15 protein-coding genes and 2 pseudogenes are annotated in these 24,421 nt (G+C 66.3%); 6 read left to right on the forward strand and 11 right to left on the reverse strand.

Going from position 1 to position 24,421, the window contains the following annotated elements; all coding sequences use genetic code 11:
* Window positions 1-146: 146 nt before the first annotated feature.
* The 4 genes from EAH84_RS13790 to EAH84_RS13805 form a co-directional block, all read right to left on the reverse strand.
* Window positions 147-605, reverse strand: coding sequence for a class I SAM-dependent methyltransferase (locus tag EAH84_RS13790; RefSeq protein ID WP_241656611.1), 459 nt, complete (start codon window positions 603-605; stop codon window positions 147-149).
* Window positions 606-739: 134 nt separating this feature from the next.
* Window positions 740-1,441 (reverse strand): PIG-L family deacetylase, encoded by a 702-nt coding sequence (locus EAH84_RS16565; protein WP_338326042.1) that lies wholly within the window; start codon window positions 1,439-1,441, stop codon window positions 740-742.
* Window positions 1,393-2,367, reverse strand: coding sequence for an acyl-CoA dehydrogenase (locus EAH84_RS13800; protein WP_140872580.1), 975 nt, complete (start codon window positions 2,365-2,367; stop codon window positions 1,393-1,395). Before EAH84_RS13800 ends, EAH84_RS16565 begins: the two co-directional genes overlap by 49 nt.
* Window positions 2,364-3,371, reverse strand: a complete 1,008-nt coding sequence (locus EAH84_RS13805) for a glycosyltransferase (RefSeq protein WP_140872581.1) — start codon at window positions 3,369-3,371, stop codon at window positions 2,364-2,366. Before EAH84_RS13805 ends, EAH84_RS13800 begins: the two co-directional genes overlap by 4 nt.
* 226 nt (window positions 3,372-3,597) lie before the next feature.
* On the opposite strand from EAH84_RS13805, the gene EAH84_RS13810 reads away from it, so the two are divergent.
* The gene (locus EAH84_RS13810; RefSeq protein WP_140872582.1) at window positions 3,598-4,698 is read left to right on the forward strand and encodes an extracellular catalytic domain type 1 short-chain-length polyhydroxyalkanoate depolymerase; all 1,101 of its coding nucleotides are present in this window, start codon (window positions 3,598-3,600) and stop codon (window positions 4,696-4,698) included.
* A gap of 160 nt (window positions 4,699-4,858) precedes the next feature.
* Here EAH84_RS13810 and EAH84_RS13815 read toward each other — a convergent pair.
* A pseudogene (locus EAH84_RS13815) lies at window positions 4,859-5,345 on the reverse strand (integrase core domain-containing protein); the annotation flags it as partial.
* An 82-nt stretch (window positions 5,346-5,427) separates the two neighbouring features.
* Window positions 5,428-7,677, reverse strand: a complete 2,250-nt coding sequence (locus EAH84_RS13820) for an NADP-dependent malic enzyme (protein WP_140872583.1) — start codon at window positions 7,675-7,677, stop codon at window positions 5,428-5,430.
* Between the two features lie 112 nt (window positions 7,678-7,789).
* Here EAH84_RS13820 and EAH84_RS13825 point away from each other — a divergent pair, with 112 nt between their 5' ends.
* The 4 genes from EAH84_RS13825 to EAH84_RS13840 all read left to right on the forward strand — a co-directional run bounded on the left by EAH84_RS13825 (window position 7,790) and on the right by EAH84_RS13840 (window position 14,162).
* Complete coding sequence (locus EAH84_RS13825; protein ID WP_140872584.1) at window positions 7,790-8,554, forward strand: SDR family oxidoreductase; 765 nt, start codon at window positions 7,790-7,792, stop codon at window positions 8,552-8,554.
* A gap of 105 nt (window positions 8,555-8,659) precedes the next feature.
* On the forward strand, window positions 8,660-11,242 hold the full coding sequence (gene mutS, locus EAH84_RS13830; protein WP_140872599.1) for a DNA mismatch repair protein MutS: 2,583 nt from the start codon (window positions 8,660-8,662) through the stop codon (window positions 11,240-11,242).
* 269 nt (window positions 11,243-11,511) lie between these two features.
* Window positions 11,512-12,525 carry an energy transducer TonB gene (locus EAH84_RS13835; protein WP_241656612.1) on the forward strand — a complete coding sequence of 338 codons (1,014 nt, stop codon included), beginning with the start codon at window positions 11,512-11,514 and terminating at the stop codon, window positions 12,523-12,525.
* Between the two features lie 137 nt (window positions 12,526-12,662).
* Complete coding sequence (locus EAH84_RS13840; RefSeq protein ID WP_194150409.1) at window positions 12,663-14,162, forward strand: lipopolysaccharide biosynthesis protein; 1,500 nt, start codon at window positions 12,663-12,665, stop codon at window positions 14,160-14,162.
* Here the strand turns inward: EAH84_RS13840 and EAH84_RS13845 are convergent.
* The 5 genes from EAH84_RS13845 to EAH84_RS13865 all read right to left on the reverse strand — a co-directional run bounded on the left by EAH84_RS13845 (window position 14,132) and on the right by EAH84_RS13865 (window position 23,844).
* The gene (locus tag EAH84_RS13845; RefSeq protein WP_161978403.1) at window positions 14,132-14,803 is read right to left on the reverse strand and encodes a 4'-phosphopantetheinyl transferase family protein; all 672 of its coding nucleotides are present in this window, start codon (window positions 14,801-14,803) and stop codon (window positions 14,132-14,134) included. The genes EAH84_RS13840 and EAH84_RS13845 overlap by 31 nt on opposite strands.
* Window position 14,804: 1 nt before the next feature.
* A complete protein-coding gene (locus EAH84_RS13850) occupies window positions 14,805-18,809 on the reverse strand; it encodes a non-ribosomal peptide synthetase (RefSeq protein WP_161978404.1) in 4,005 nt (1,334 codons plus the stop codon).
* Window positions 18,806-20,074: a cytochrome P450 gene (locus EAH84_RS13855; protein WP_140872587.1), complete on the reverse strand. Its 1,269-nt coding sequence runs from the start codon at window positions 20,072-20,074 to the stop codon at window positions 18,806-18,808. Before EAH84_RS13855 ends, EAH84_RS13850 begins: the two co-directional genes overlap by 4 nt.
* 12 nt (window positions 20,075-20,086) lie before the next feature.
* On the reverse strand, window positions 20,087-21,961 hold the full coding sequence (locus EAH84_RS13860; protein WP_140872588.1) for a non-ribosomal peptide synthetase: 1,875 nt from the start codon (window positions 21,959-21,961) through the stop codon (window positions 20,087-20,089).
* Between the two features lie 92 nt (window positions 21,962-22,053).
* Entirely contained in the window at window positions 22,054-23,844 is a 1,791-nt protein-coding gene (locus tag EAH84_RS13865) for a GGDEF domain-containing protein (protein WP_140872589.1), read from the reverse strand.
* Between the two features lie 245 nt (window positions 23,845-24,089).
* Here EAH84_RS13865 and EAH84_RS13870 point away from each other — a divergent pair.
* A pseudogene (locus tag EAH84_RS13870) lies at window positions 24,090-24,278 on the forward strand (transposase); the annotation flags it as partial.
* Between the last annotated feature and the right edge of the window lie 143 nt (window positions 24,279-24,421).

Below are 24,421 nucleotides of genomic sequence, written 5' to 3' on the forward strand. Positions count from 1 at the left end.
ATTGAGGAAAAGATCGTTTCGACAGGTGAACACCCCGCGGTCTGGATCGGCACCACAGGATCAGATCCAATCGCGCTGATCTTGATCATAGCCAGGTCCGGAGATGCGTCGGACATGATCGATAGCTGCCGTTGACGGCGGTTATCTCAGCGCCCGCGCCGACAGGAAAGAACGACCCAGTGGCCGGTTCTGCGGACTATTCGTACGCGCCACCGCTGCCGCGTTGCCGCGAGGAACCGACGCTGGAGGGTGGCGGCATGTTGGGCGAAATCGGGAAAGTCGATCCGGTGATGGGCAAGGACGAGCACGCCCCCCGGCCTGATGGCGCGGGCCACGTCCCGCGCGGTGCGGCCCATGGCGAGCGGCGTCAGATAGTAGATCAGCTCGGCGACGATGGCGCCGTCATAGCGTTGACGGGGCAATCGCGCGGGTACCGCCAGCCGCATTACGCGCGTCCGACCGGCGCGTGATCCCCCTCCGCGCAACGCAACCGCCTTCTTCACCAATGCGGCGCCGCTCTCGGTGGCCTCAGTCGCGTCGAAGCGAAGCGCGCGGGGAGCGATTGCTGCACTGTTTGACCCATTGCCTGCGGCCAGTTCGAGCACGCGTCCCCAAGGCGCAGGCCCCATGGCGTGAAGGATGGCCTTGCGCTTGAGGATTTCGTCAGGACCCTCGAAGGTTTGCCATGGGTCGTCGCTATCTGCGAATTTGGCGTCGAACCCCGCGAGCGTAATCGGTCTCATTCGGCGCGCTCGACGAAGGTTTCGACCGCTCGGCTGAACGCCGCGATCTGGGCGCGTGTCATTGCGAAGCCGTTGGGATCATCCCTGATCCGCCCCGCTTGGGTCCGATAGCTGCGGATTGCGTGGCGTTTGGCGAGTCGCTCCTGCGCGCTAAGCGTCACCGCGCCCGCATGACGGATCGCGGCACCCGCGGGCCAGACGGAGTAGGCAAGGCGACGGACGCGGGCCTGCCGCGCGCCGCCAACCGCCGTCGCAACGACACGATGGTCGGGGTGATCGTCGCTGCAGGCAGGGGCAACCACGAGCAGCGGCTTAGGTGCGTGCCGAATTGCGCCTGCGATCAGGCGGTTTGCGCTCCGCGTTTCTTGGACCAGTCGTCCGTCGGGCAAACCCAAAAAGGTGACTGCGCCCCGGAAAATACCGAGCTGACGCACGGCGCGAAATGTTTCCTGCTGTCGTTCGCGAATCAGCCGATGCCGCGGCCAGGTCGGACTGGCGGTGTGCGATGCGCCACCGTCGGTCACGACCAGTATGCGCACCTTAACGCCGCGGCGTCGCATGCGCGTTATCAGCGCATACGCGCCGATCGTCTCGTCGTCGGGATGCGGCGCGATCACGAGCAGGCAGCGGGGTGTGCCGATCCGAAGCTTCACAGCGATGGTCGAATGAGACCGCTTGCGACGGCGGCACCCACGCACATCCGCTGCGCGTCGGGTCCGGGCTGGCGCAGATACATCGACAGATCGGTGATCGTCGCTGACAAGGGGTGGTCAACGAACAGCGCCTGGACGCCGACCGCCTCCTGCGCGAGCGTCAATGCCAGTCCGCCCGCCTCGTACACCGCCGCTCGCGCGGCCGACACCATCGGTAATCTGGCGTCCTCGTCGGTGTACCATGTGGCGGCAGCAGCCCGGATCGCACCGGCAGCAGCCTCTGCAGCGGCAAAGAGCGCCGCCAGTCTGCCCGCCTGATGGGGATCATCCGCGCGGCCCGCCGTAACAAGGTGATCGCGCGTGCGGTCGACCAGCGCCGCGATGCCCCCCGCCTGCACCGCGGCGAACCGTAGCGCGCCACCGCTAAACCACGGCTCGCGGACGTAGTCGCCGGGCGTTCCGATGACATCGGCGGCGTCGATCCGCGCGCCATCCCAGCGGACGATATGCGTCGCGGATCGCTGCATCCCGATGACCGACCAGAAATTCCGGTCGATCGCCGGTCGCGCCTTTCCAAGATCGACCAGGATGAGTTGGCGACCACCCTTGACGTCGACGCTGACCAGCGCGTGCGATAGAATACCGGCACCCGATGCGAAGCTCTTGCCGCCGGTCAGGCATGACTGGTCCAGCGTCAGCGGCTCGTCGCGGAGATCGGCATTCCACACGCCGAACGCGGCACCGGCACTGGCCGCGGCCGCGGCCGCCAACACCTGACCACTATCGCCATAGCGGGACACGATCTGCAACGCGTCGACATGGCCTTCGAACAATCGCCCGAGCGGCAGGTCCTGCCGCCCCGTCTCGTACAGCAGGCGCAGCAGCGCAAGGAGTGCGGTAGCATCGTCCGGATCGCGGAGCGAAGCGAGCTGACGCGTACGTTGGGCGATGATGGTGCGCAGATCGATCATGCCGCCGCGCGTCCGCACGCGATCCGCGCGATCTCGTCCTCGGCAACGACTAAGGGAACCGTCCGCATCCCCGCAGGCGGTTCGGGTACGATGCGCATCGCCAAGGCTTCGGCGTTGGGGCAATCGCGCGCGACACCAACGACATGGTCGCGCGTGAGGCCAAGTGCGACGGCAACACGCTCAAGTTGAATTTCCTGGTACGCTGCCCGCACCAGCGCATGCATCCGATATTGCCACGCGACATCCTGGGGGTGGGCCACCGACACTGCGCCGACATCGCCGGCCTCAAGCATGCGAAGCATATTCGCCATGCCGCCCCGAGCGCGCCCATCACGACGATCGGACGTAAGCATCACGCACGCTGCGTCACGCCTGACGCGCAGGCCAGCGCGCGAAGCGTCATCAGACAATCGCGCGTCCTCGCCGTTTTCGACAGGCGAGAACCCGCCGAGCCGTCGATAGGCGCTCGCCCAGATGCCCATATTCGCACCCGTGGTCTGATGATGCGTCACCAACGCCTCCCACGGCACGGGATCGAGTCGTCGTCGCAACGCGTGCAGCGAGTCATAATATCGTTCGATTCGCTCTTGGAGCTGGTGTGGACGGCGGCCTGTACGGATCACCTTGCCGATGACGATGTCCGCATGGTCGAGGCCTGCGGCCATCGCCTCCAGCCAAGATGACGTCGGCGTACTGTCCGCGTCGGTGGTGAGCAGGATACCGTCAGCGCCCGCGAGCGCCGCCAATCCCATCGTCATCGCCTGGTGGCGCGCCCGTCCGGCGTTGGTTGTCGAAGCGTCGGTCTTGGCGATCAGTATGCGATGGGAAGAACTGGCAGCATATGCGTTCACGAGCATGGCACTGTCGTCGGTACAGCTATCGAGTAACAGGCATATCGAAATAGCCCGTTCGGGACGGACATCGAGATGCTCGAGCGCGGAAAAGAGCCTCTTCAGCTCCGCAGCTTCGTTTCTCGCCGGAATGCAGATCGCGATGGGGACCAGCGCCGATACCTTTCATGCGCTTCGATATTCGTCGCCGACCGCGTTGGCTTTGAGCGATATCAGTTCAAACGCGGCGCGTAATGATTGGCCGCATAGCGCGGCAATCTTTTAGTGGGTGATGCCGGAGTATCGACAAATAAATATTGAAAAGTCAAAGACGCTCGCCACATGCTGCGATGCAGCATAACGCGTCGTTGCGGGCGTACCCTTACTCGACGGAGCCATCATGCGCCATCTGAACGACACGATCGAACGCCTCCGGAACGCTCCGCGCGGTTTCGAGCCTGAACCCGGCGACGCTCGGACATCGAATTGGATGTCGTTGGAAAACGATTTTTCCAATCCCGGAAATCTGAAATCGTGGTTCTACGTCCCGGATGCGAAGGGTCCACTGCCACTCGTCGTTGTCCTGCATGGCTGTACGCAGTCCGCGCTTGGCTATGATCGCGGCACGGGTTGGTCGGCTTTGGCCGAGAAACACCACTTCGCGGTGCTCTTTCCCGAACAGCAACGCGCCAATAACCCGAACCTGTGTTTCAACTGGTTCTCGCCGGATGATACGCGCCGCGGCTCGGGCGAGGTCATGTCGGTCCGCAACATGGTCGCTGCGATGATCGATCGGTACGGCATCGACTCTGCACGCGTTTTCGTCACGGGCTTATCGGCGGGCGGGGCAATGGCGGCGTCGTTACTCGCCAGCTATCCCGACGTCTTCGCGGGGGGCGCGATCATCGCGGGACTGCCCGCCGGCGCTGCAAGCACGATGGCCCAAGCGTTTGATCGTATGCGTGGTCATGGCCACCTTGATGCGACGCGCTCGGCCGACCATGTGCGCCAGTCGTCCGATCACCGCGGACCGTGGCCGATGGTGTCCGTCTGGCACGGGAGCGCCGATGCGACCGTCGCGTCGAGCAATGCCGAGGCGATATTGGCGCAGTGGCAAAACGTCCATGGCGTTGCCGCGAAGCCAGACCGCGAACAGAAAATCGACGGCGCGTGTCATCGGCAATGGCAGGACGGTGACGGCCGCATTGTGATCGAGGATTTCAGGATCCCCGGCATGGGACACGGGACACCAATCGCAACGGCGGGGAAAACGGCGGGTGGATCGCCCGCTCCGTATATCCTCGATGTGGGCATTTCGTCGGCTTGGCACAGCGCAGACCAATGGGGTCTACTCGACCCCGAGTTGGCAGGCGTAGAGCACGCTGTTCAACATCCTGACGTGCCGCGTTCCGACGCTACGAAATCAACAAGCTGGCGTGAGCCTCACGCCGGAATTCAGCATACTATTGAGACCGCTTTACGATCGGCGGGGCTGATGTGAGGAAGTCGTTATACGATTGGGTAAGGTTGGTGACTGGGCGCGTCAGCGTATCGCATAAAGTCCCGTGACCGCGGAGACTTCTCGATGCGCACAACCGTTATGCTTTGCAGCACGATCGGTTGATGGGTTGGGCGAATCCTGGTCATTCCTCCGATCATCAAGGTGTGAGGCCAGCGAGCGTCTTGAGCCGGCGAGCGAAGTTATAGGCGGCAATGAAGTCATCGAGATGCGTCCGTAGCTGGTCGTGGCTCTCGTAGTGGAAGCGCGTGACGGTCGCCTCCTTGGTGGTGCGGATTCTCCGCTCGTCCTCGCTATTGGTCTAGGGGTGGTTCGGCTTGGTCAGCCGATGCTCGATGTCGTTCGCCTCGCAGATCATGTCGAAGCGCAACAGGCAGTCGTCCAGCGTTAACAGCGTGTGTCTTCGGAACGCGACAACCGTCGCCTCTTCAGCCTCGGTCAACGTAGGAGCAATAGGCCTTCGGTCTTGCCTCCAGATCATCGACCGTCGCGCACTTGCGCCACTTCGCCACCGTCTTCGGGTTGATGCCCAGCTCCCGGCTCAGCGCCGTGAGCGAATCTTGCGATCGCTATATTTCTGATCGGACGGTGTGCGTGGTCGTGGCGCTCCCATGACGAACTTGTCCCATATGGCCTCCTTCCATCCCAACGAAAGGATCGCACCATCAAACCGTGGGATCACACAGCCAGCTGTACTAGCGCTGACGCCACCTACCGCGCGATTCCCCCCGCCGCGAGCACCGCGAGCGTCACCAGGTCGCCCGCGGTCGATGTCATCGGCGCGATCTGCACCGGTTTCTCCATCCCGATCAGCATCGGCCCGATCATGTCGTCGCCGCCGAGTTCGCGCAGCAATTTGGCCGAGATGTTCGCGCTCTGCAGCCCCGGCATGATCAGGATGTTGGCGGGGCCGGACAGCCGCGCGAACGGATAATTGGCAAGCTGGCGCGGATTCAGCGCGACATCGGGCGCCATCTCGCCCTCATATTCGAACCCCACCTGGCGTCGATCGAGCTCGCTCACCGCGTCGCGCATGCTTTCGAGCCATTTGCCCGCGGGGTTACCGAAGGTCGAATAGCTCAGGAACGCGACGCGCGGTTCGTGCCCCATCCGGCGCGCGACCTGCGCGGTCTGTTCGGCGATGTCGGCAAGCTCGGATGCGATCGGGCGCTCGTTGACCGTGGTATCGGCGATGAAGACGGTGTGGCTTTTCCCGACCAGGACATGAATGCCGAACGGGGTGCGTCCGGTTTCGGGGTCGATCACGCGGCGGATTTCGCGGATCGTCTGCGCATAGGTCCGGGTGATGCCGGTGATCATCACGTCGGCCTCCCCCAATTGCAGCATCACCGCGCCGAAGATGTTGCGATCCTGGTTGATCATCCGTTCGCAATCGCGGCGCAGATAGCCGCGCCGCTGGAGACGCCCGTAAAGGAAATCGACCATCTTGGGCACGAGCGTCGAGGTCCGACTGTTGTGGAGTTCGTAGCTCTGCGGGTCGACGACGCCGAGCGCGCGCAGACGATCGGGCACGTCGTCACGACCCACGAGGACGGGGGTGCCGTAACCCCCTTCGCGAAACTGGATCGCGGCGCGCAGCACCACTTCCTCCTCGCCCTCCGCGAACAACACCCGCTTGGGCCTCGCCCGCGCGCCCTCATAGGCCAGCGTCAGCACCGACGTGGTCGGGTTGAGCCGGCCGCGCAGGTGCTGGCGGTACGCCTCGAGATCGAGGATCGGCTTGGTCGCGAGGCCGGTGTCCATCGCCGCCTTGGCAACCGCGATCGAGACATTTTCCATCAACCGCGGATCGAACGGCGCGGGGATGATATACTCGGGGCCGAAATGATGGCTGACACCATAGGCCTCCGCGACCTCTTCGGGCACGCGTTCGCGCGCCAGTTCGGCGATCGCATTGGCGGCGGCAATCTTCATCGCATCGTTGATCCCCGTCGCGCGCACGTCGAGCGCGCCGCGAAAAATGAACGGGAAGCCGAGCACATTGTTGACCTGGTTCGGGTAATCCGAACGCCCGGTCGCGATGATCGCGTCGGGGCGGACGGTCTTGGCCTCCTCGGGCAGGATTTCGGGCACTGGGTTCGCCATTGCGAAGATGATCGGCGCCTTCGCCATCTCGATCACCATGTCGCCCTTGAGCGCGCCCGCCGCCGACAGGCCGAGGAACACGTCTGCGCCGACCAGCGCTTCGGTGAGCGTGCGCGCCTCGGTCACCGCGGCGTGCGCGGATTGCCATTGGTTGACGTCGTCGCGGCCCTGATAGATCACACCGGTGCGATCGCACATGATGACGTGGTCGCCGCGCACCCCCATCGCCTTCATCAGCTCGGTGCACGCGATCGCCGCCGCGCCCGCACCGTTGACGACGACCTTGATCTCACCGAGCTTGCGTCCCGTCAGCAAACATGCGTTGATGAGTCCGGCCGCGCAGATGATCGCGGTGCCGTGCTGATCGTCGTGAAAGACCGGGATATTCATCCGCTCGCGCAGCGTCTGCTCGATGATGAAACATTCGGGGGCCTTGATATCCTCCAGGTTGATGCCGCCAAAGGTCGGCTCCATCAGCTCGACCGCGTCGATGAAGCGGTCGACATCCTCGGTTTTCAGCTCGATATCGATCGCATCGACGTCGGCGAAGCGCTTGAAGAGGACCGCCTTGCCTTCCATCACCGGCTTCGACGCCAGCGCGCCGAGATTGCCCATCCCCAGAATCGCGGTGCCGTTGCTGATCACCGCGACGAGATTGCCCTTGGCGGTGTAATCATAGGCGGTGGCGGGATCATCCGCGATCGCCTGGACCGGGACCGCGACGCCGGGCGAATAAGCGAGCGCCAGATCGCGCTGGGTCGCCATCGGCTTGGTGGCGACGATCTCGATCTTGCCGGGGCGCCCTTCCGAATGGAACAGCAGCGCCTCGCGATCGGAGAATTGAGTATCGGCCATAAGCTATCGTCCCGGCGAGTTCGTGATCAGCCTTAGGCAAGCGCGCCGCCGATGGGAACCGTCCCCGGCGTCGGACGCTTGGCAGGCTCACCCATCGCAAGGCAGGCCGACCATGAACATCACCGGTAACACCATCCTCATCACCGGCGGCGGCACCGGTATCGGCCGCGGCCTGGCCGAGGCGCTTCACGCCGAGGGCAACACCATCGTCATCGCTGGCCGCCGCCGCGCTCCGCTCGAGGACGTATGCGCCGCCAACGACGCGATGGCGTGGATCGAACTCGATGTCGCGGACCCGGCTGATATCGCGCGCGTGGCCGAAAAGCTCGCCGCCGATCATCCCGCGCTCAACGTCGTCGTCCACAATGCCGGGATCATGAAGGCGGAGGACATGACCGCCGACCCCTATGACCTTGCGCAGGCGGAAGCGACGATCGCGACCAACCTGCTCGGCCCGATCCGCCTCACCACCGCGCTGCTCCCGCAATTCAAAGCGCAGGAATCCGCAACGATCATCACCGTCTCCTCAGGGCTCGCCAGCGTCCCGCTCGTTTACACCCCGACCTATGGCGCGACCAAGGCGGCGATCCACAGCTGGTCGCAATCGTTGCGCAGCCAGTTCGACGGGACCGGAATCGATGTGATCGAGCTGGTCCCGCCGCAAGTCGCGACCGATCTGATGCCGGGCCAAGTTGACGACCCCGGCGCGATGCCGCTCGACGCCTTCATCGCCGAGGTGATCGCATTGCTGAAGGCCAACCCTCGCGGCCCCGAGATTCTGGTCGACAAGGTCAAGCTGCTCCGCAACGCCGAGGCGGAGGGCCGCTATGACAAGACCTACGCGATGCTCAATGCGAACCACCGGCTGGCGAAATAACTCCGTTCCCCGGCGAAGGCGGGGGAACGGTGGCACTTGAACGCACGTCTACGCCGCGTATCAGACGACATGGCCGCCGACGCCCCTGCACCCGCCCCCACCCCGATGATGGCGCAATATCTCGCGCTCAAGGCGGAGGCGGACGATTGCCTGCTGTTCTATCGGATGGGCGATTTTTTCGAGATGTTCTTCGAGGATGCGCGGATCGCTGCCCAAGTGCTCGACATCGCGCTGACCGCGCGCGGCGAGCATGAAGGCACCAAGATCCCGATGTGCGGCGTCCCCGTCCACGCCGCGACCGGCTATCTCCAGCGGCTGATCAAAGCAGGGCATCGCGTCGCCATCGCCGAACAGACCGAAAGCCCCGCCGCCGCCAAGGCACGGATGGGGTCGAAGGCGCTCGTCAACCGCGCGATCGTCCGCGTCGTCACCGCGGGTACGCTGACCGAGGAGGCCTTGCTCGACGCGCGCGCCGATAATTGGTGCGTAGCGATCGGGGAAGCCGTAGGCGGCGTCGCGCTCGCCGCGGCGGACGTGTCGACTGGCCGCTTCGTGGTGATCGACTGCACCGCCAATGCGCTTGGTGCCGAACTTGCCCGACTCGGCGCAGCGGAGGTCGTCGCGTCGTACGCGAGCGGCCATGCCGACGCGGCGACCACCTTGCGCCCCCGCCACGATTTCGACAGCGGCGCGGGCGAGGCACGCCTCAAACGCCTCTACGGCGTCGCGACGCTCGACGGCTTCGGTGAATTCACCCGTGCAGGGCTGGCCGCGGCGGGCGGACTCGTCGCGTATCTCGAACACAACGCCAAGGGCGCTCTCCCTTTCCTGCGCCCCCCGCACCTCACCCGCGCGGCGGAGACGATGGCGATCGACGCCGCGACCCGCGAGAGTTTGGAACTGGCCCAGACCGCGGGCGGCCAGCGTAAGGGCAGCCTCCTTGATTGCATCGACCGCACCGTCACTGGCGCGGGCGCGCGCGCGCTGGCGGCGGACATCGGGGCGCCGCTGATGGACCGCGCCGCCATCGAGGCACGGCTCGACCTCATCCACCATTTCCACGCCGATGACGCGGCGCGCGAACGCCTCCGCGGCGCGCTGCGCGCGCTACCCGACATCGGCCGCGCGATCGGGCGCCTCGCCGCGGGCCGCGGCTCCCCACGCGATCTTGGACAATTGCGTGATGGCCTCGACGGTGCCTGGCTACTCCGGGAGCGACTCGCCAACGAGGAACAGACCGGCCTCCTCGCCGATCTCCTCCCCCGTCTCACGGGCCATGGCGAACTCATCGACCTCCTCAAACGCGCCCTGGTCCCCTCCCCTCCAATCGAAGCCTCGGACGGCGGCTATATCACCGCAGGCTACGACGCCGCGCTCGACGACCTGCGCGACGCGGGCGTGGGCGGTCGCCGCGCGATCGCCGCACTCGAGGCGGAGTTCAGGGCGTCGACCGGCACCCCCGGGTTGAAGATCCGCCACAACAACGTCCTCGGCTATCACGTCGAGGTTCCCGCGCGCGCAGCCGACGCGCTGATGAAGCCCGACAGCGGCTTCACCCACCGCCAGACGCTTGCGGGCGTCGTCCGCTTCAATACCCCCGCGCTCCACGACGTCGCCGCGAAGGTCGCGCAATCCGGCGCGCACGCGCTGGCGGCGGAGGCCGCTCACCTCGAGGATCTCACCGCCGCCGCGCTTGGCAGCCGCGATGCGATCGCCGCCACCGCCGACGCGCTCGCCCGGCTCGACGTCGCCGCCGCGCTAGCGACCTGCGCGATCGAGGGCAATTGGGCGCGCCCGCACCTCGTCGACCACCCCTGTTTCGAGATCGCAGGCGGGCGCCACCCGGTGGTCGAGGCCGCCGTCGCCAAATCGGGCGACCGCTTCGTCGCCAACGATTGCGCGCTCTCCGAAACCTCGCGGCTGTGGCTCGTCACCGGCCCCAACATGGGCGGAAAATCCACCTTCCTGCGGCAGAACGCGCTGATCGCGGTCCTCGCGCAAGCGGGCAGCTACGTCCCCGCGACCAGCGCCACTCTGGGCCTCGTCGATTGCCTGTTCAGCCGCGTCGGCGCGTCGGACAATTTGGCGCGCGGGCGCTCCACTTTCATGGTCGAGATGGTCGAAACCGCCGCGATCCTGGCGCAGGCGACCCCCAACAGCTTCGTCATCCTCGACGAGGTCGGGCGCGGGACCAGCACCTATGACGGGCTCGCGATCGCCTGGGCGGTGGTCGAGGCGATCCACGACCACAACCGCTGCCGCTGCCTGTTCGCGACGCATTATCACGAACTGACCCGCCTCGCCGAACGCTGCGACGCGCTCACCCTCCACCACGTCCGCGCGCGCGAATGGAAGGGCGATCTCGTCCTGCTCCACGAACTCGCCGACGGCCCCGCCGATCGCAGCTACGGCATCGCGGTCGCGCGGCTGGCGGGAATGGCCCCCGCGACGGTAGCGCGCGCCAAATCGGTGCTCGCGAAATTGGAGGCAGGGCGCGCGAAAACCGGCGGCCTCGCGGCAGGCCTCGACGACCTCCCCCTCTTCGCCGCCGCGCAGGAAGCGGAGGAGCAGCAATGCGACCCGATCCGGCGCGAGGTGGAGGGGCTCGACATCGACGCGCTCACCCCGCGCGAGGCGCTGGATACGCTTTACCGGCTGAAGGTTATTGCTCGAGACGGCGGCGACTAGCTTGATGTCTGGATGGCGGATATCCGCCTTGCGCTGCGCCTTACGCGCTTCGTATGTTCGCATGATCAAACATTCGCGATTTACAAAAGCAGGGCGAAATATCGATGACCGCAATGATTGAACGAGTATTGCCTGTCACTTGCAACGCGATCACCGCTCTCCGGCGGAACGTTGTCCTTATTACTGTCGCCGCTGGTCCACTGTTAGCGATCGCTACTTGGTCAGGAGTCGCCAGCGCCCAGGTGCCGCCTGCTCCCATCGCACCCGGAGTGGCCAGCGCGCAGCGGATGCTGCTGGCGTGGATCCCGGGCGAGATTCGGTGCGACGGCCACGTGGTGACGGCAACACCGACGCGACGACCATGGACGACCCTGACGTGGCCGACCCAAACCACTCTCAACCCCGTTACCTACAGTTTCGACATCGATGCCGCCGGTCGGACGACCGACATCAAACGGAACGCGCCAAGTCCCTCCCTCTTCGACAACGACGATATCGGCCCCTCGCTCGCCGCCACGCCCTTCCCATCCGGTCAACCACAGCGTGCTTGCACGGTGACGTATCTAGCGCGCCAGACCACCATTGCCGCCACGCCAATATCCGACCTGATCTCCTATTCGATCACGCCGCTCTCGGGTGCGCTACCGCCGGATGGCTGGGCGCGGATCGGCGGCACCGGCGGATGCGCCGATGCGCCGCGTCCCGATCCATTGGTGCGCGCCTATCCGGCTTTCGACACGCTGCCGGCTACGCCGGGGGTGAAGGATTGGTCGTTGGTCGGCTATGATCTCGACCCCCGCGGTCATCCGATTGATGTTCATCCGGTCGAAGGCACGGGCAATGCGGAACTCACCGCCGCGGCGGTGAAGGCGGTCGCGGCTTCGCGGTTCACCGATGGTGCCCGCCGCGGATGCCTGTACCCCTATTGGCGGGCGCCCGCGACGCTGGTCGCACCAGCGATGCCCCACGCCGCCGCATTCCGTCCTGACGGCGCGACCTGTCCGGAGGGACACGACTGGGTAACCCGGCCGACGTTACGGTATCCGGATCCCTATCGCCGTCGCTCGGTCGAGGGTTGGGCGATTCTGGTGTACGATGTCGCGCCGTGGGGGGCGGTCGGCAACATCCGGGTCGTCGCAGCCCAACCGGCCGAGGATTTCGGGACTGCAGCTGTCAACGTTCTCCAGGGCGCGAAGATGCCCGACGGTCAGGGGCTGGTCGGTTGCGTCGAGCGCATTCGGTTCAAGATGCCCTCCGTCGCTGGTAACGGCCAGCCGAAATGATATCTCACCGAAGGCGTTGACGCCCGCAGGTTCCTGCGAACGGCACTCTGTCGCAATCAGCCCAGCCCGTTGATTTCGCGCAGAATGCTTGCCCACATTTTACCCGCGCTTAAGTATGCCGCGTCCATGGTGGGGTGATGTTGCAAGCCACGGCCGATCGGTTGGATCCGGAACCCGAACCGCTGTTCGCGCAAGCGCGCGGCGCGATCATCTGGCGGTCGGGCGCGCAGATCGTCGGGCAGCTCATCACCTGGGCCGCGACGTTCCTCGTCATCCGGATTCTCGATCCCGAGGATTACGGGCTCTTCGCGATGACCCAGGTCGTGTTGGCGTTCCTCAACATGCTCAACGGCGCCGGGCTGACTCGGGGCCTCATCCAGCAACGCGTCGCGGACGAACGCTCGATCCGCCAGCTTTACGGCATGCTGATCGTGCTGAACTTCTCGCTCGGCGCGCTGCAGTTCGCGCTGGCGCCGCTCGCCGCCGCCTATTTTCGGCAGCCGATCGTCGCGGATCTGCTGCGGGTGCAGGCGTTCCTGTATTTCACCACGCCGTTCGTCGCCTTTCCCTATGCGCTGCTCGCGCGCTCGATCGATTTCAAGCATCAGGCCCGGGTATACCTTGCGTCCTCGGTCGCCGGCGCGCTGACCGCGCTGGCGGGCGCGTATGGTGGCCTCGGGGTGTGGGCGCTCGTCGCCGCGCCGATCGCGTTGTTCACAACGCGCGCGGTCGGGATGACGGTCGCCTCGCGGCATCGCTACCGCCCGCTGTTCGATTTCCGCGGCGCTGGAACGCTCGCCAAGTTCGGCGCGATGATGGCGACGGGGCAGCTCTTCTGGCTGTTGCAAAGCCAGGCCGATGTCTTCGTCGGCGGGCGGGCGTTCGATCCGGAGACGCTGGGGCTTTACACGACCGGCCTGTTCCTGACGCAGATCATCGTGTCGAAATTCGTGCCCGCAATCAACGACGTGGTCTTTTCGATTTACGCGCGAATGCAGGACGATCTGGCGGGCGTCGCGCTGGGCTTCCTGCGCTCGGCGCGGATGGTGATGCTGATTGCCATGCCGTTCTACATCGGGCTCGCCGCGGTCGCCGAGCCGCTCGTCGCGACCGTGCTCGGCCCGAAATGGCTCGCCGCCGCGCCGCTCGTGCGGCTACTCGCACTGGCGATGCCCGCGATGACGATGCAGGTGCTCTTCAGCCCGGTCTGCGACGCGCTCGGGCGCCCCGGGATCGGCCTCAGAACCGGGATCATCGGCGCGGTCATCATGCCCGTCAGTTTCGTGATCGGGATCTACTGGGGCGTCACCGGGCTCGCCGCGTCGTGGCTGGTCGGTTATCCGCTCTATCTCGCGATCACCGCGGCGCTGGCGCTGCCCGTCATCGGGGTGTCGGCGCGAATGCTCATCGGCGCGATCATGCCCGTCCTGATCGCCGCGCTCGCGATGGGCCTGGCGGTGGTGACCGTCAATGGATGGTTGCCAGTGCAGGCCCCGCAGGTCCGCGTCGCGATCCTCGTCGCGTTGGGAGTGGCGGTCTATCTGGGCTGGCTAGGCGTGTTTTACCGCAGCATCCTGCGCGAGGCGATTGACCTCGCGCGCGGGCGTCAGCGCGTGCCGGTCACCAGCGCGGCCTGATACCCGGGTGCGGGTTCGAACGACGCCAGCGACCAGCCGGGCTGCGCGTCGATCAAGGTGGCGGGCTCACCCGGCGCGACCGACACCGCAAAGGCGTCGAGCGGATACGACAGCCCCAGCCCGAGCGCCTTCACATACGCCTCCTTGCGGGTCCAGCAGTTGAAGAAGCCCTCGACCCACTGCGCCTCGGTCAGGTTGGCCAGCGCGGTTGTCTCCGGCGGCGCAAACAGCCGCGCCGCCACCGCGCGGCAGGCCAAATCGGGATTGCGCCATTCGAGGTCGCAACCCACCGCGGCATCGACCGCGACCGCACACAGCGCCTGCCCATGCGAATGCGAGACGCTGAAATGAAGCCCGGGATGATCGAGCAGGAACGGCTTGCCGCGCGCGTCGATCGCGATGCGCACCGCCCGGGGCGCTTCGCCGACGCTTTGCGCAAGCCGCTCGCGAAGCTGACCACGCCGCGCCACGAAACGGTCGCGGTCGCGGTCGTGCCGGAACCGCGCCGCCCTCGCGCGTTCGTCGACATCGAGCCACTCATGGCAGCAGGCAAGCACGTCGTGCGATAGATCGAGATCGAACAGCCCGACCTCGATCCGTCCGACCTCGCTTACAGCATCGACCCGGTGCCAGCCGCGCATGTCACGCGGCCAGCGCGGCGGGCCTGTCGGCGAGCGCCCAGTCGATCGCCGCGCGCAGCCGCGCCGCATAAACCGCGACGTGCGGCAAATCGACCATCGTGCCGTGCGATCCGGGAATGTCGTAGGTTTCGAGCGGACCGGTCACATGGGCCGCCCAGCCGGGCCGCGAATCGAGCACGTCGAGCCGCTCGGCCGGTTGGAACAGCGCGACCGCGCCGTCATAGCCGCCCGGCGTATAGCGATATGCCGCCTGCTCGAGCGCTTCGATGTTGCGGCGATATTCGGCATTGTCGGTCACGACCTCCGCGATCCCGACATCCTCGAGCACCCCGCGCGCGCGATCGAACGCATAGCTCAGCCGCTTGCCCGCCGACAGCTGCGCCCAGACCTTCAGATGATAGCGCGCCTTGCTTAGCCGCATCGCCATCGGCGTGATCGCGAGGAACGCGACCGGGCTCATCGAATGACCCAGCGCCAGCAGTGGCACCTCGTCGCCCGCCGCGCGCAATTGCCGCGCGACTTCGTATGCCAAGATGCCGTTGGTGCACCACCCGCCGATCAGATACGGCCCGCGCGGCTGGCGCTCGCGGATCACCGCGACGACCGCGGCGGCGATGGCTTCGAACGTCAGGTCGGGACCGAGCATCGGCTCGATGATCGGCCCCAGCGGCAGGCCCAGCACCGGGCGATCGGTGCCCAGCGCCTCGGCGAGCGGGCGCACCGCAATACCCCCGTCGATCCACAACAGCGGCATTCCGTCGCCCTCGGGCTGGAGCGGGATGAACTCGGCCAGGTCGGCGCTGCCGCCCGCGTCGATCCGCGCGGCCAGTTCGCGCAGCGCCGCGGCGCGGAAGAATTCGGCCATTCCGATACGGCGGCCCCATTGCTGCTCGATCCGCACCAGTAGCCGCGCGACCAGCAGCGAATGGCCGCCGAGATCGAAGAAGCTGTCGTCGCGCCCGACGTCGCCGACGCGCAGCAGGTCGCACCAGATCGCGGCGAGCCGTTTCTCGGTTTCCCCCTGCGCACCCTCGACGGGTGCGGCGGCATCGCTACCCGGTTTGGGCAGCGCCTTGCGATCGACCTTTCCATTCGGCGTCATCGGCAGCGCGCCAAGCGTCTCGATATGCGACGGAATCATGTAATCGGGCAGCGTCAGCGCCAGATGCTGGCGGAGGTCGGCGCGCTCGGGCCGCGCATCGAAGTGCGGCACGATATAAGCCGCAAGCGCGCGTTCGCCCGAGGCATCGGGCCAGCTGCGTACTGCCGCGGCGGCAATAGCGGGGTGGCTCGCAAACGCCCCCTCGATCTCCTCGACTGCGACGCGATAGCCGCGGATCTTTTCGTCGCTGTCGACGCGCCCAAGGCACAGGATCGTCCCATCCGCGCGATACCGCGCCAAGTCGCCGGTCCGGTAGAGTCGCATTCCCGGAGCCGCACGCGTCTCGACGAACCGCTCCGCGGTCAGGTCGGGGCGGTGGCGATAGCCTTCGGCAACGCCGGCGCCCCCGATGAACAATTCGCCGATCACCCCGATCGGCGCGGTGTTGCCATAGGCGTCGAGGATGTGGATGTGGGTGTTGGCGATCGGGCGGCCGATCGGCACCGGGCCGTCGCCGGGCGTGACCCGTTCGATGGTCGACCAGATCGTCGTCTCGGTCGGCCCGTACATGTTCCAGACGTCGCCCGCCCTCGCGAGCAATGCATCGGCCAGATCGCGCGGAAACGCTTCGCCGCCGCACAGGATGTGCAAGTCGGGATCGCCGCGCCAGCCCGCCTCGATCAGCGCGCGCCAGGTCGCGGGGGTGGCCTGCATGACGCTGGGTTTGGTCGTGTCGATCAGCTCGGCCAGCGCGCGCGGATCGACCGCGATGCTGCGCGGCGCGATGATCAATTCGCCCCCGCTAATCAGCGGCAGGAACAGTTCGAGCGCGGCGATGTCGAACGAGAGCGTGGTCACCGCGAGCAGCGCATCGTCCGCGCCGAACCCGGGTCGATCACGCATCGACTCGAGCAGGTTCATCAGCGCGCCGTGGCTGATCTCGACGCCCTTGGGATTGCCTGTCGAGCCCGACGTGTAGAGCACATAGGCGAGATCGCCGGGGTCGGTTTTGACCGCGAGAACGTCGCCGTGCTCCGCCGATATATCGTCGATCAGGATACGCGGCAGCGGGCACCCCGGCAGCACATCCGCCAGCCGCCCGTCGCCGAGCAACGCGGCGCATCCGGCATCGCGCACGATATAGTCGAGCCGCGCCGCCGGAAAATCGGGATCGAGCGGCAGATACGCCCCCCCTGCCCGGTGCACCCCGATCAACGCCGCAACCATGTCCGGCGAACGATCGAGGCAGATCCCAATCAGGTCGCCGCGACCGAGACCGGCACTTGGCAGCGCGACCGCAATAGCGTCCGCGCGGGTATCCAGTTCGCGATAGCTCACGCTTCGATCGCCGAAGCGGATCGCGACCGCATCCGGTCGTGCCACCGCCTGCGCACGCACCGCGTCGGGCAGCATCGCCGCCGCCGGAGTCGCCGCAGTCGCATTCCAGTCGACCAGCAACTGCCGCGACTCCGCTTCGCCGAGCAGCGGCAGGTCGCGGATCAGGCAATTGCTATCCTCGGCAACCGCTGCGAGGATGTTTAGCCAATGCCCGATCATCCGCCGGATCGTCTCGGGATCGTAGAGTTCGGTGCTGTAGAGAAAGCGCCCGATCATCCCGTCGGGCCGCTCGTCGAGTTCGAGATACAGGTCGAATTTCGCGCCGCCGACGACGACGTCCATCTGGGTAAGATCCCAGCCGTCGGCGAAGGGCTCGACCGGCGGCTCGATCGAGAACAGGCAGTTGAACAACGGGTGCGTACCGGGATCGCGCTTGACGTCGAGCGCGCGAACCACCTCGTCGAACGGCGCTTCGCTCGCGCCCAACGCGCCGAGCACCGACTCGCGCACCTCCAGCAGGAAATCACGGAACGGCACGTCGCCGCGCGGTTTCGCGCGCAGCGCGATCGTGTTGAGGAAATAGCCGACGACCTGTTCGAGCTCGGGGCGGCGGCGCAGATCGGTCACCCCGCCGACGACGATATCCTCCTCACCCGAATAGCGATGCAGCAGCGCGTGATAGGCAGCAAGTTGCACCATGTAGAGCGTCACGCCCTCGCGCCGCGCGACGCGCTTCAGCGCCTCGGTCAGGTCGTGTGAGAGGAGGAACGTCTCCATCGACCCCGCATGCGTCGGCCGCGCCGGCTTGGCGCGATCTCCGGCAATCTCGAGCTTGGGCGGTGCATCGGCGAGCGTCTTCAGCCAGTAATCGACCTGACGCCGGATCGGCGGGCTGGCGAGATGCGCCTGCTGCCACACCGCATAATCGCCATATTGGAGCGTGGGCGCGGGCAGCGGCGACGGCTCGCCCTTCGCGAACGCCTCGTAGAGCGCGGCAAGCTCGGGCACGACCACGCGATAGATCGATACCCCATCGAAAATGATATGGTGAAGCGTGAAGTAGAGCCGGTGGTTATCGTCGGCGAGCTTGACGATCCGCGCGCGAAACAGCGGCGCTTCGGACAGGTCGATCGCGCGCTTCGCGTCGTCGCTGCCGATTTTTAGCGCGGCGGCGTCGCGCTCGGCCTCGGGTAAATCGCTGACATCATCATAGGGTAGCTCGAGATCGCTATGCTCGCGCACGCGCTGGACGAGCTCGCCGTCCTGCTCGACGAACGCGGTGCGCCACGCCTCGTGGCGACGCAGGATTTCGTTGACCGCGCGTGCCATGGCATCGCGATCGAAGCTGCCGAACCGGTGAATCGTGATCGATTCGTTATACAGCGGCATGTCGGGCGCCATGATGGCGTGGAGCCACACCTGCCGCTGATCGGCTGACAGCGGAATCGCAGCGCCGGTGCCGCGCGGCGTAACCGGTGCGGGCTTGTCCGCCGACTCGCCACGCCCGCGCAACATTTTTTCGAGCAGCAGCCGCTTCGAATCCGATAGCGCGACGGGCGCGTTCACGCAGCGGCCTTCGCTGCGCGAAACGCGATCGGCAGCGCCTTCAGCCCACGCAGCCCCGAATTGGTCCGCCATTCGAGGTCGTCGCTCGTCACGCGGAGATCGTCGAGCTTGGCCAGCAACGCGGTAAACGCGATCCGCGCCTCCATCCGCGCGAGCGCCGCGCCGAAGCAGAAATGCGCCGCCCAACCAAATGCGAGATGGCGGTTGTCGGTGCGGGTCAGATCGAGCGTGTCGGGATCGGGGAAGCGGTCAGGATCGCGGTTGCCCGCCGCCATCACCGCCATTACCGCCTCGCCCTTGCGGATCAGCTTGCCGCCGATCTCGGTATCCGCGGGACAGATCCGCGCGGTATGCTGGCTCGGCGTTTCAAAGCGCAGCAATTCCTCGACCGCACTGCCGATGATCTCGGGATGGTCGCGCAACTGGGCGAGCTTGTCGGGCTGGCGGATCAGCGTCAGCAGGCCGTTGCCGATCAGGTTGGTGGTTGTTTCCTGCCCGCCGACCATCGTGACGATCGTGTTGGCGATCACCTCGTCCTCGTCGAGCCGCTGCCCGTCGACCTCGGCGTCCATCAGCGACCGGATCAGCCCTTCGTGCGGGTTGCGTTCCTGCTCGCGGATCGCGTCGCGGAAATAGCCGCTCATGTCGGCGACGCAGGTCAGCACCTCGCGGATACGATCGGGGTTGTGCTGAAAATTGCCGAGCATTTCGGCGAAGGTCGCCGACCACGCTTTCAGCATCCGATGGTCGTCGAGGGGCACGCCGAGCAGCCCCGCGGTGACGATCGCGGGATAGGGTTCGGCGAAATCGGCGATCAGCTCCATCTCGCCGCGCGGCGCGGATTCGTCGATCAGCCGGTGCGCGATATCGTGGATCTTGCCTTCCATCGCCTCAACCCGGCGCGGCGTGAACGCGCTCATGCACAGCTTGCGCAACCGGGTGTGTGCGGGTGCGTCGAGGAAAAGCATCTGCTTCGCCATCACATCGGCCACCGGGCCGAGCGAGGGCAGCCCGAGCGCCTCCATTTTCTTGGGATCGGGGGTGCGATCGGCGCTGAATTCCTTCAACACGACATGGACGTCGTCGTACCGCGTGACGACCCAGGTGTGCATGAACGGATCCCACATCACCGGCGCTTCCTCGCGCAGCCGCTGATAGAAGGGAAACGGATCGGCATGGACCGCCGGATCGAGCAGCTGAAACAGGCTCAGGCTCGGATCGAACGGCGCCGATGGTGCGATCGGCTGGGTCAGCGGGGCGTTCATGGCGGGCAGCTCCTATTCGGCGGCGCGCGCGTGCGCTTCGTCGTCGCTCATCGCGTCGATCAGCGCCATCACGAGTTCCTCGATCCTCAGCGCGAGTTGGCGGATCGTCGGCGCCTGGAACAGATCGCGCAGCGTCAGTTCGATGCCGAACGCCTCACCGGCGCGCAGCACCACCTGCGTGCCGAGCAGCGAATGCCCGCCGAGCAGGAAGAAATTGTCGTCGACGCCGACCTTGCCGCGGCCCAGCACATCCTCGAGAATCGAGACGAGCCGTTCCTCGACCGGCGTCTGCGCGGCCGCGAAATCGGCCGAATCGAGCGCGTTGCCGTCCGCCGGTTCGGGCAAGGCGGCCTTGTCGAGCTTGCCGTTGGCGGTCAGCGGCAGCGTGTCCATCCGCACGAACGCGCTCGGGATCATATAATCGGGCAGGGTCTCGCCGAGGAACGCGCGCAGCTCTTCCGCCGAAACCGCGTCTGCCACGACAACATAGGCAACCAGCATGTCGCCGCCATCGCCGGCGGGTGCAGCGACCACCGCGCCCGATCGCACCGCCGGATGCCCGCGCAACACGCTGGCGGTTTCCTCGGGCTCGACGCGATAGCCGCGCACCTTGACCTGGTCGTCGACCCGGCCGTTGAAGGTGATCTGTCCATCGGCGCGCCACGCGCCCAGATCGCCAGTGCGATACAGGCGTTCGCCACCAATGGTGACGAAGCGCTCGGCGGTCATGTCGGACATATGACGATAGCCGCGTGCGACCGACGGCCCACCGATGAAGATTTCGCCCTGCTCGCCCGGCGCGACGGGGGCGCCATCGCTGTCGAGGATATGGATTGTGGTCGCGCCGATCGGACGCCCGATCGGCGGCAGGCCCGTGTCCGCCGTCTCGGACGCGACGATCGCCGACGTCGCGACGACGGTGCATTCGGTCGGGCCATAATTGTTGACCAGTTCGAACGGCAGGCCCGCACGTGGACGCCCGAGCAGACGATCGGCACCGGTGAGCACATACCGCAGCCGCGTGCCCTCCGCCCAATCGTCGCGGATCAAATCCTGCGCGAGCGCGGTGGGGACGAACGCCACGGTGACGCCCTGCACGATCAGCCACGCCTTCAGCCGCACGTCGGAGGTGCGCACCTCGTCCGGCGCCAGCACGACCGACGCCCCCGCGCACAGATAGGGCCAGACTTCCCACACCGAAGCATCAAAGCCGAGTCCCGCGAGGTGGCTGCCGCGATCCCCGGCGGTCACCGCGAAAGCATCGTTATGCCACTCGATCAGGTGCGCGAGATTGGCATGGGTCACTTCGACGCCCTTGGGCCGCCCCGTCGTGCCCGAGGTATAAATCACATAGGCCAGCGCATCGGGCGACACCGACGTCGCCACTGTATCAGCGTGCTCGCCCGACAGCGCGGGCGCAGTCCAATCGAGCGCCAGCACCGGGGTATCGACGCCCGCCAGTCGTCCGGCGACCTCGTCGCGCCCTACCACCACCGCGCAGGCAGCATCCTCGACGATCATCCGCAACCGCCCATCGGGCCACGCCGGATCGAGCGGCAGATACGCCCCGCCCGCCTTCCACGCCCCGAGCGCCACGGTCAGCTGGTCGAACGACCGCTCCATACAGATACCGACCAGGCTCTCAGGCCCCACCCCCAGCGTCCGCAACCACGCCGCCACCCGGTTCGCGCCCGCATCGAGGTCGGCATAGCTCAGCGCGCCGCATGGCGCGATCAGCGCGGGCGCCTCGGGCCGCGACCGCGCCTGACCGGCGATGACATCGGACGCGACGAACCGGGGAGTTGGACCGCTGGAGACGAGCGGCGCCGCTGGTGGCACGACGCGCGATTCGGATAACGCGGACGGATCGGAATAGTTGGTAGCCATACGTCTATTGAACCACCTATTCGTTTGGTTTCCCTTAAAACCACCAATTTTGGCGTCACCGTGATCGGCGTCGGCGTTGGTCAACAACCGGATCAGGCCGCCAGGGTCAGCCGGTTGCGACCACCGTGTTTGGACCGATAGAGCGCTTCGTCCGCCGCCTTCAGCACCGCCGCGGCGGAGTGCCCCGCGACGATCGGCGCCAGTCCCGCGCTCACCGTGGCGAACACGCGCTGCCCCGTCACGTCTTGGATCATGCGCTGCTCGAACCGCGCCCTGACGCGTTCGCAGACCACTGTCGCTTGATCGAGCGTCGCGTCGAGCAGGACGACGAATTCCTCACCGCCGAACCGCGCGACGATATCGTTGCCGCGCACCGTCGATCGCAACACGTCGGCGAACTCGGTGATGACCAGGTCGCCGATCGCGTGGCCGAACCGGTCGTTGACGGTCTTGAAATGGTCGAGGTCGAAAATCGTGACGCAGCCGGGTCGCTCGTTTGCACCGACCTGCTCGACCACGTCGCCGAGCGCCAGATCGAACGCGCGCCGGTTCTTGAGTCCGGTCAACGCGTCGGTCGTCGCCATTTGCTGCAATTCCTGCTGCGCGGCGACGCGCTCGCTGATCTCGTGGATAATGCTGACCACCCCGGTCGGGCGATCCTCCTCATCGACGGTCGCGCGCGTGTGGGTTTCGAACCACCCTAATTCGCCGCCTTCGCGCATGGCACGATACTGGACGATGAAGGTTTCGCTCGGGCACGCAAGCGCGCGGCGATGTGCGGTCACGACCGCGTCGACGTCATCCGCCATCACCAGGTCATGCGGCTTGCGCCCCACCAGTTGTTCGGGGGCGTAGCCGCCGACCCGGCTGATTGACGGCGATACGTAGATGATCGTCCCATCCACCTCGAGCCGCATGATGATGTCGCTGGTGCGGTCGAGGATGAGTTGCTGCAGCGCGCTGGTTGCTTGCAGCGAGACGAGCATCTGCCGACGCCGCTTCAACTCCGCCGCCGCGGGCAGCACGATCAGCACCGCGGTCGCCAGATAGAATTGCAGGAACTGCGCGCGCGCGCCGTCGCCGCCGACGATCAGGCTGATCGGCCCCAGGTCCTTGATCGTCAGCGCGGTCCCGATCGTCGCTACGATCGCGGTCGATACAACCGCGCCCATCCTGCCGAGCCGAAACACTGCGATCATCATCGGCAGGAAGGGCAGGAATAACAACGGCAGCTTGGTCTGGACGAACACGAAGCCGGTCACGCCCGTCAGGATCACCAGCAGCACCATCGCTTCGCCCACGCCCCGCCGTCCCGCCTCGCGCGCCATGCTGATCGGCTCGCCACGAAACGCCAGGATCAGCAGCGGCGCGAAGGTGATCGTGCCCAGGCCATGGCCAGTGAACCAGTTCACCCAGTTTGACCAAAAACCCGTCCCGGTCGCCGCCACGGCACAGGCCGCGCCGCCCAGTGCGCTGATTGCGGGGATCGCGATGCCCGCGACGACGATGAAGGTGCCGACTTCGGCAAGCGATCCAAAACTGCCGATCGTCGGGAACCGCCGCTTGAGGCACCAGGCACCCGCCGCGGCCTCGGCCAGGTTGATCGTGGCCAGCGGCAACGCCGCGCCCGTTCCCAGGCCGAACGCCATCGTCGCCACGACGCTCGCCACGCCGCAGCACAGCAGCGGTGGCCCCCAGCGCGCCGTCGGCAGCAAGATGAGTCGCGCCAGCAAAAGCGCGGTCGATACCCAGACAAAGGCGACCCCGCCGTCGAACCGCGTGAACCGGATCGTGAACGCCGCCAGCGCAAAATACAGAACACCCATCAGCGCCGCAGCGAGCCAGCCGCGGGCAATCGTCGATCGAAAAGGTAGTAGCGCCATCGGGACGCGGTAATCGAGATTACTTAACGGATCATACAATTCGCGCGGCTGGCAATCGGGGAAACGGACGGTCCGCCTGTGTCGCCCGGCGCGCCACCAGCCGTCGACCGCCGCGCGCTAAGCGACGCCAGCGACGGATAATCGGCCTGGTCGTCGTGGGCGGTGGTGGAGCCGAGGTCTGATCTTCCCTCGGTTTGACGGACACCGATGATAGGCTCTGCGGAGCCAGGAGGTGTACGATGGCGATGACGACGAAGCGTCGGTTTACGGACGAGTTCRGGCGCGAGGCGGTCGCGCTGTGGGAGACGAGCGGTCGGATGCAGACCGAGGTGGCAGCTGAGCTGGGAATCATGCCCACGATGCTGCGTCGCTGGCAGCGTAAGCAGCAGGAGGGCAGCGCTCCGCCAACAGGCCGGGCGGCGAAGCCGCCAGTATCTGTGATGACGTCGCCGGCGGATCAGGCGTCTGAGATCGCGCGGCTACGCCGGGATCTGGATCGGGCGCGAATGGAGCGCGACATATTAAAAACGTATGGCCCGCCCCGTCTGCAAGGGTGATTTTTTGACAGCTTGCTGGT

Source organism: Sphingomonas oligophenolica, assembly GCF_006438955.1.
Taxonomy (GTDB): domain Bacteria; phylum Pseudomonadota; class Alphaproteobacteria; order Sphingomonadales; family Sphingomonadaceae; genus Sphingomonas; species Sphingomonas oligophenolica_A.

What these genes read in the sequence shown, in the direction of transcription:
- EAH84_RS13800 (WP_140872580.1), bottom strand. Translation starts at nt 2,367, where the DNA reads ATGATCGATCTGCGCACCATCATCGCCCAACGTACGCGTCAGCTCGCT.
- EAH84_RS13820 (WP_140872583.1), bottom strand. Translation starts at nt 7,677, where the DNA reads ATGGCCGATACTCAATTCTCCGATCGCGAGGCGCTGCTGTTCCATTCG.
- EAH84_RS13825 (WP_140872584.1), top strand. Translation starts at nt 7,790, where the DNA reads ATGAACATCACCGGTAACACCATCCTCATCACCGGCGGCGGCACCGGT.
- EAH84_RS13840 (WP_194150409.1), top strand. Translation starts at nt 12,663, where the DNA reads ATGTTGCAAGCCACGGCCGATCGGTTGGATCCGGAACCCGAACCGCTG.
- EAH84_RS13810 (WP_140872582.1), top strand. Translation starts at nt 3,598, where the DNA reads ATGCGCCATCTGAACGACACGATCGAACGCCTCCGGAACGCTCCGCGC.
- mutS (WP_140872599.1), top strand. Translation starts at nt 8,660, where the DNA reads ATGATGGCGCAATATCTCGCGCTCAAGGCGGAGGCGGACGATTGCCTG.
- EAH84_RS13865 (WP_140872589.1), bottom strand. Translation starts at nt 23,844, where the DNA reads ATGGCGCTACTACCTTTTCGATCGACGATTGCCCGCGGCTGGCTCGCT.
- EAH84_RS13855 (WP_140872587.1), bottom strand. Translation starts at nt 20,074, where the DNA reads ATGAACGCCCCGCTGACCCAGCCGATCGCACCATCGGCGCCGTTCGAT.
- EAH84_RS13845 (WP_161978403.1), bottom strand. Translation starts at nt 14,803, where the DNA reads ATGCGCGGCTGGCACCGGGTCGATGCTGTAAGCGAGGTCGGACGGATC.
- EAH84_RS13860 (WP_140872588.1), bottom strand. Translation starts at nt 21,961, where the DNA reads ATGGCTACCAACTATTCCGATCCGTCCGCGTTATCCGAATCGCGCGTC.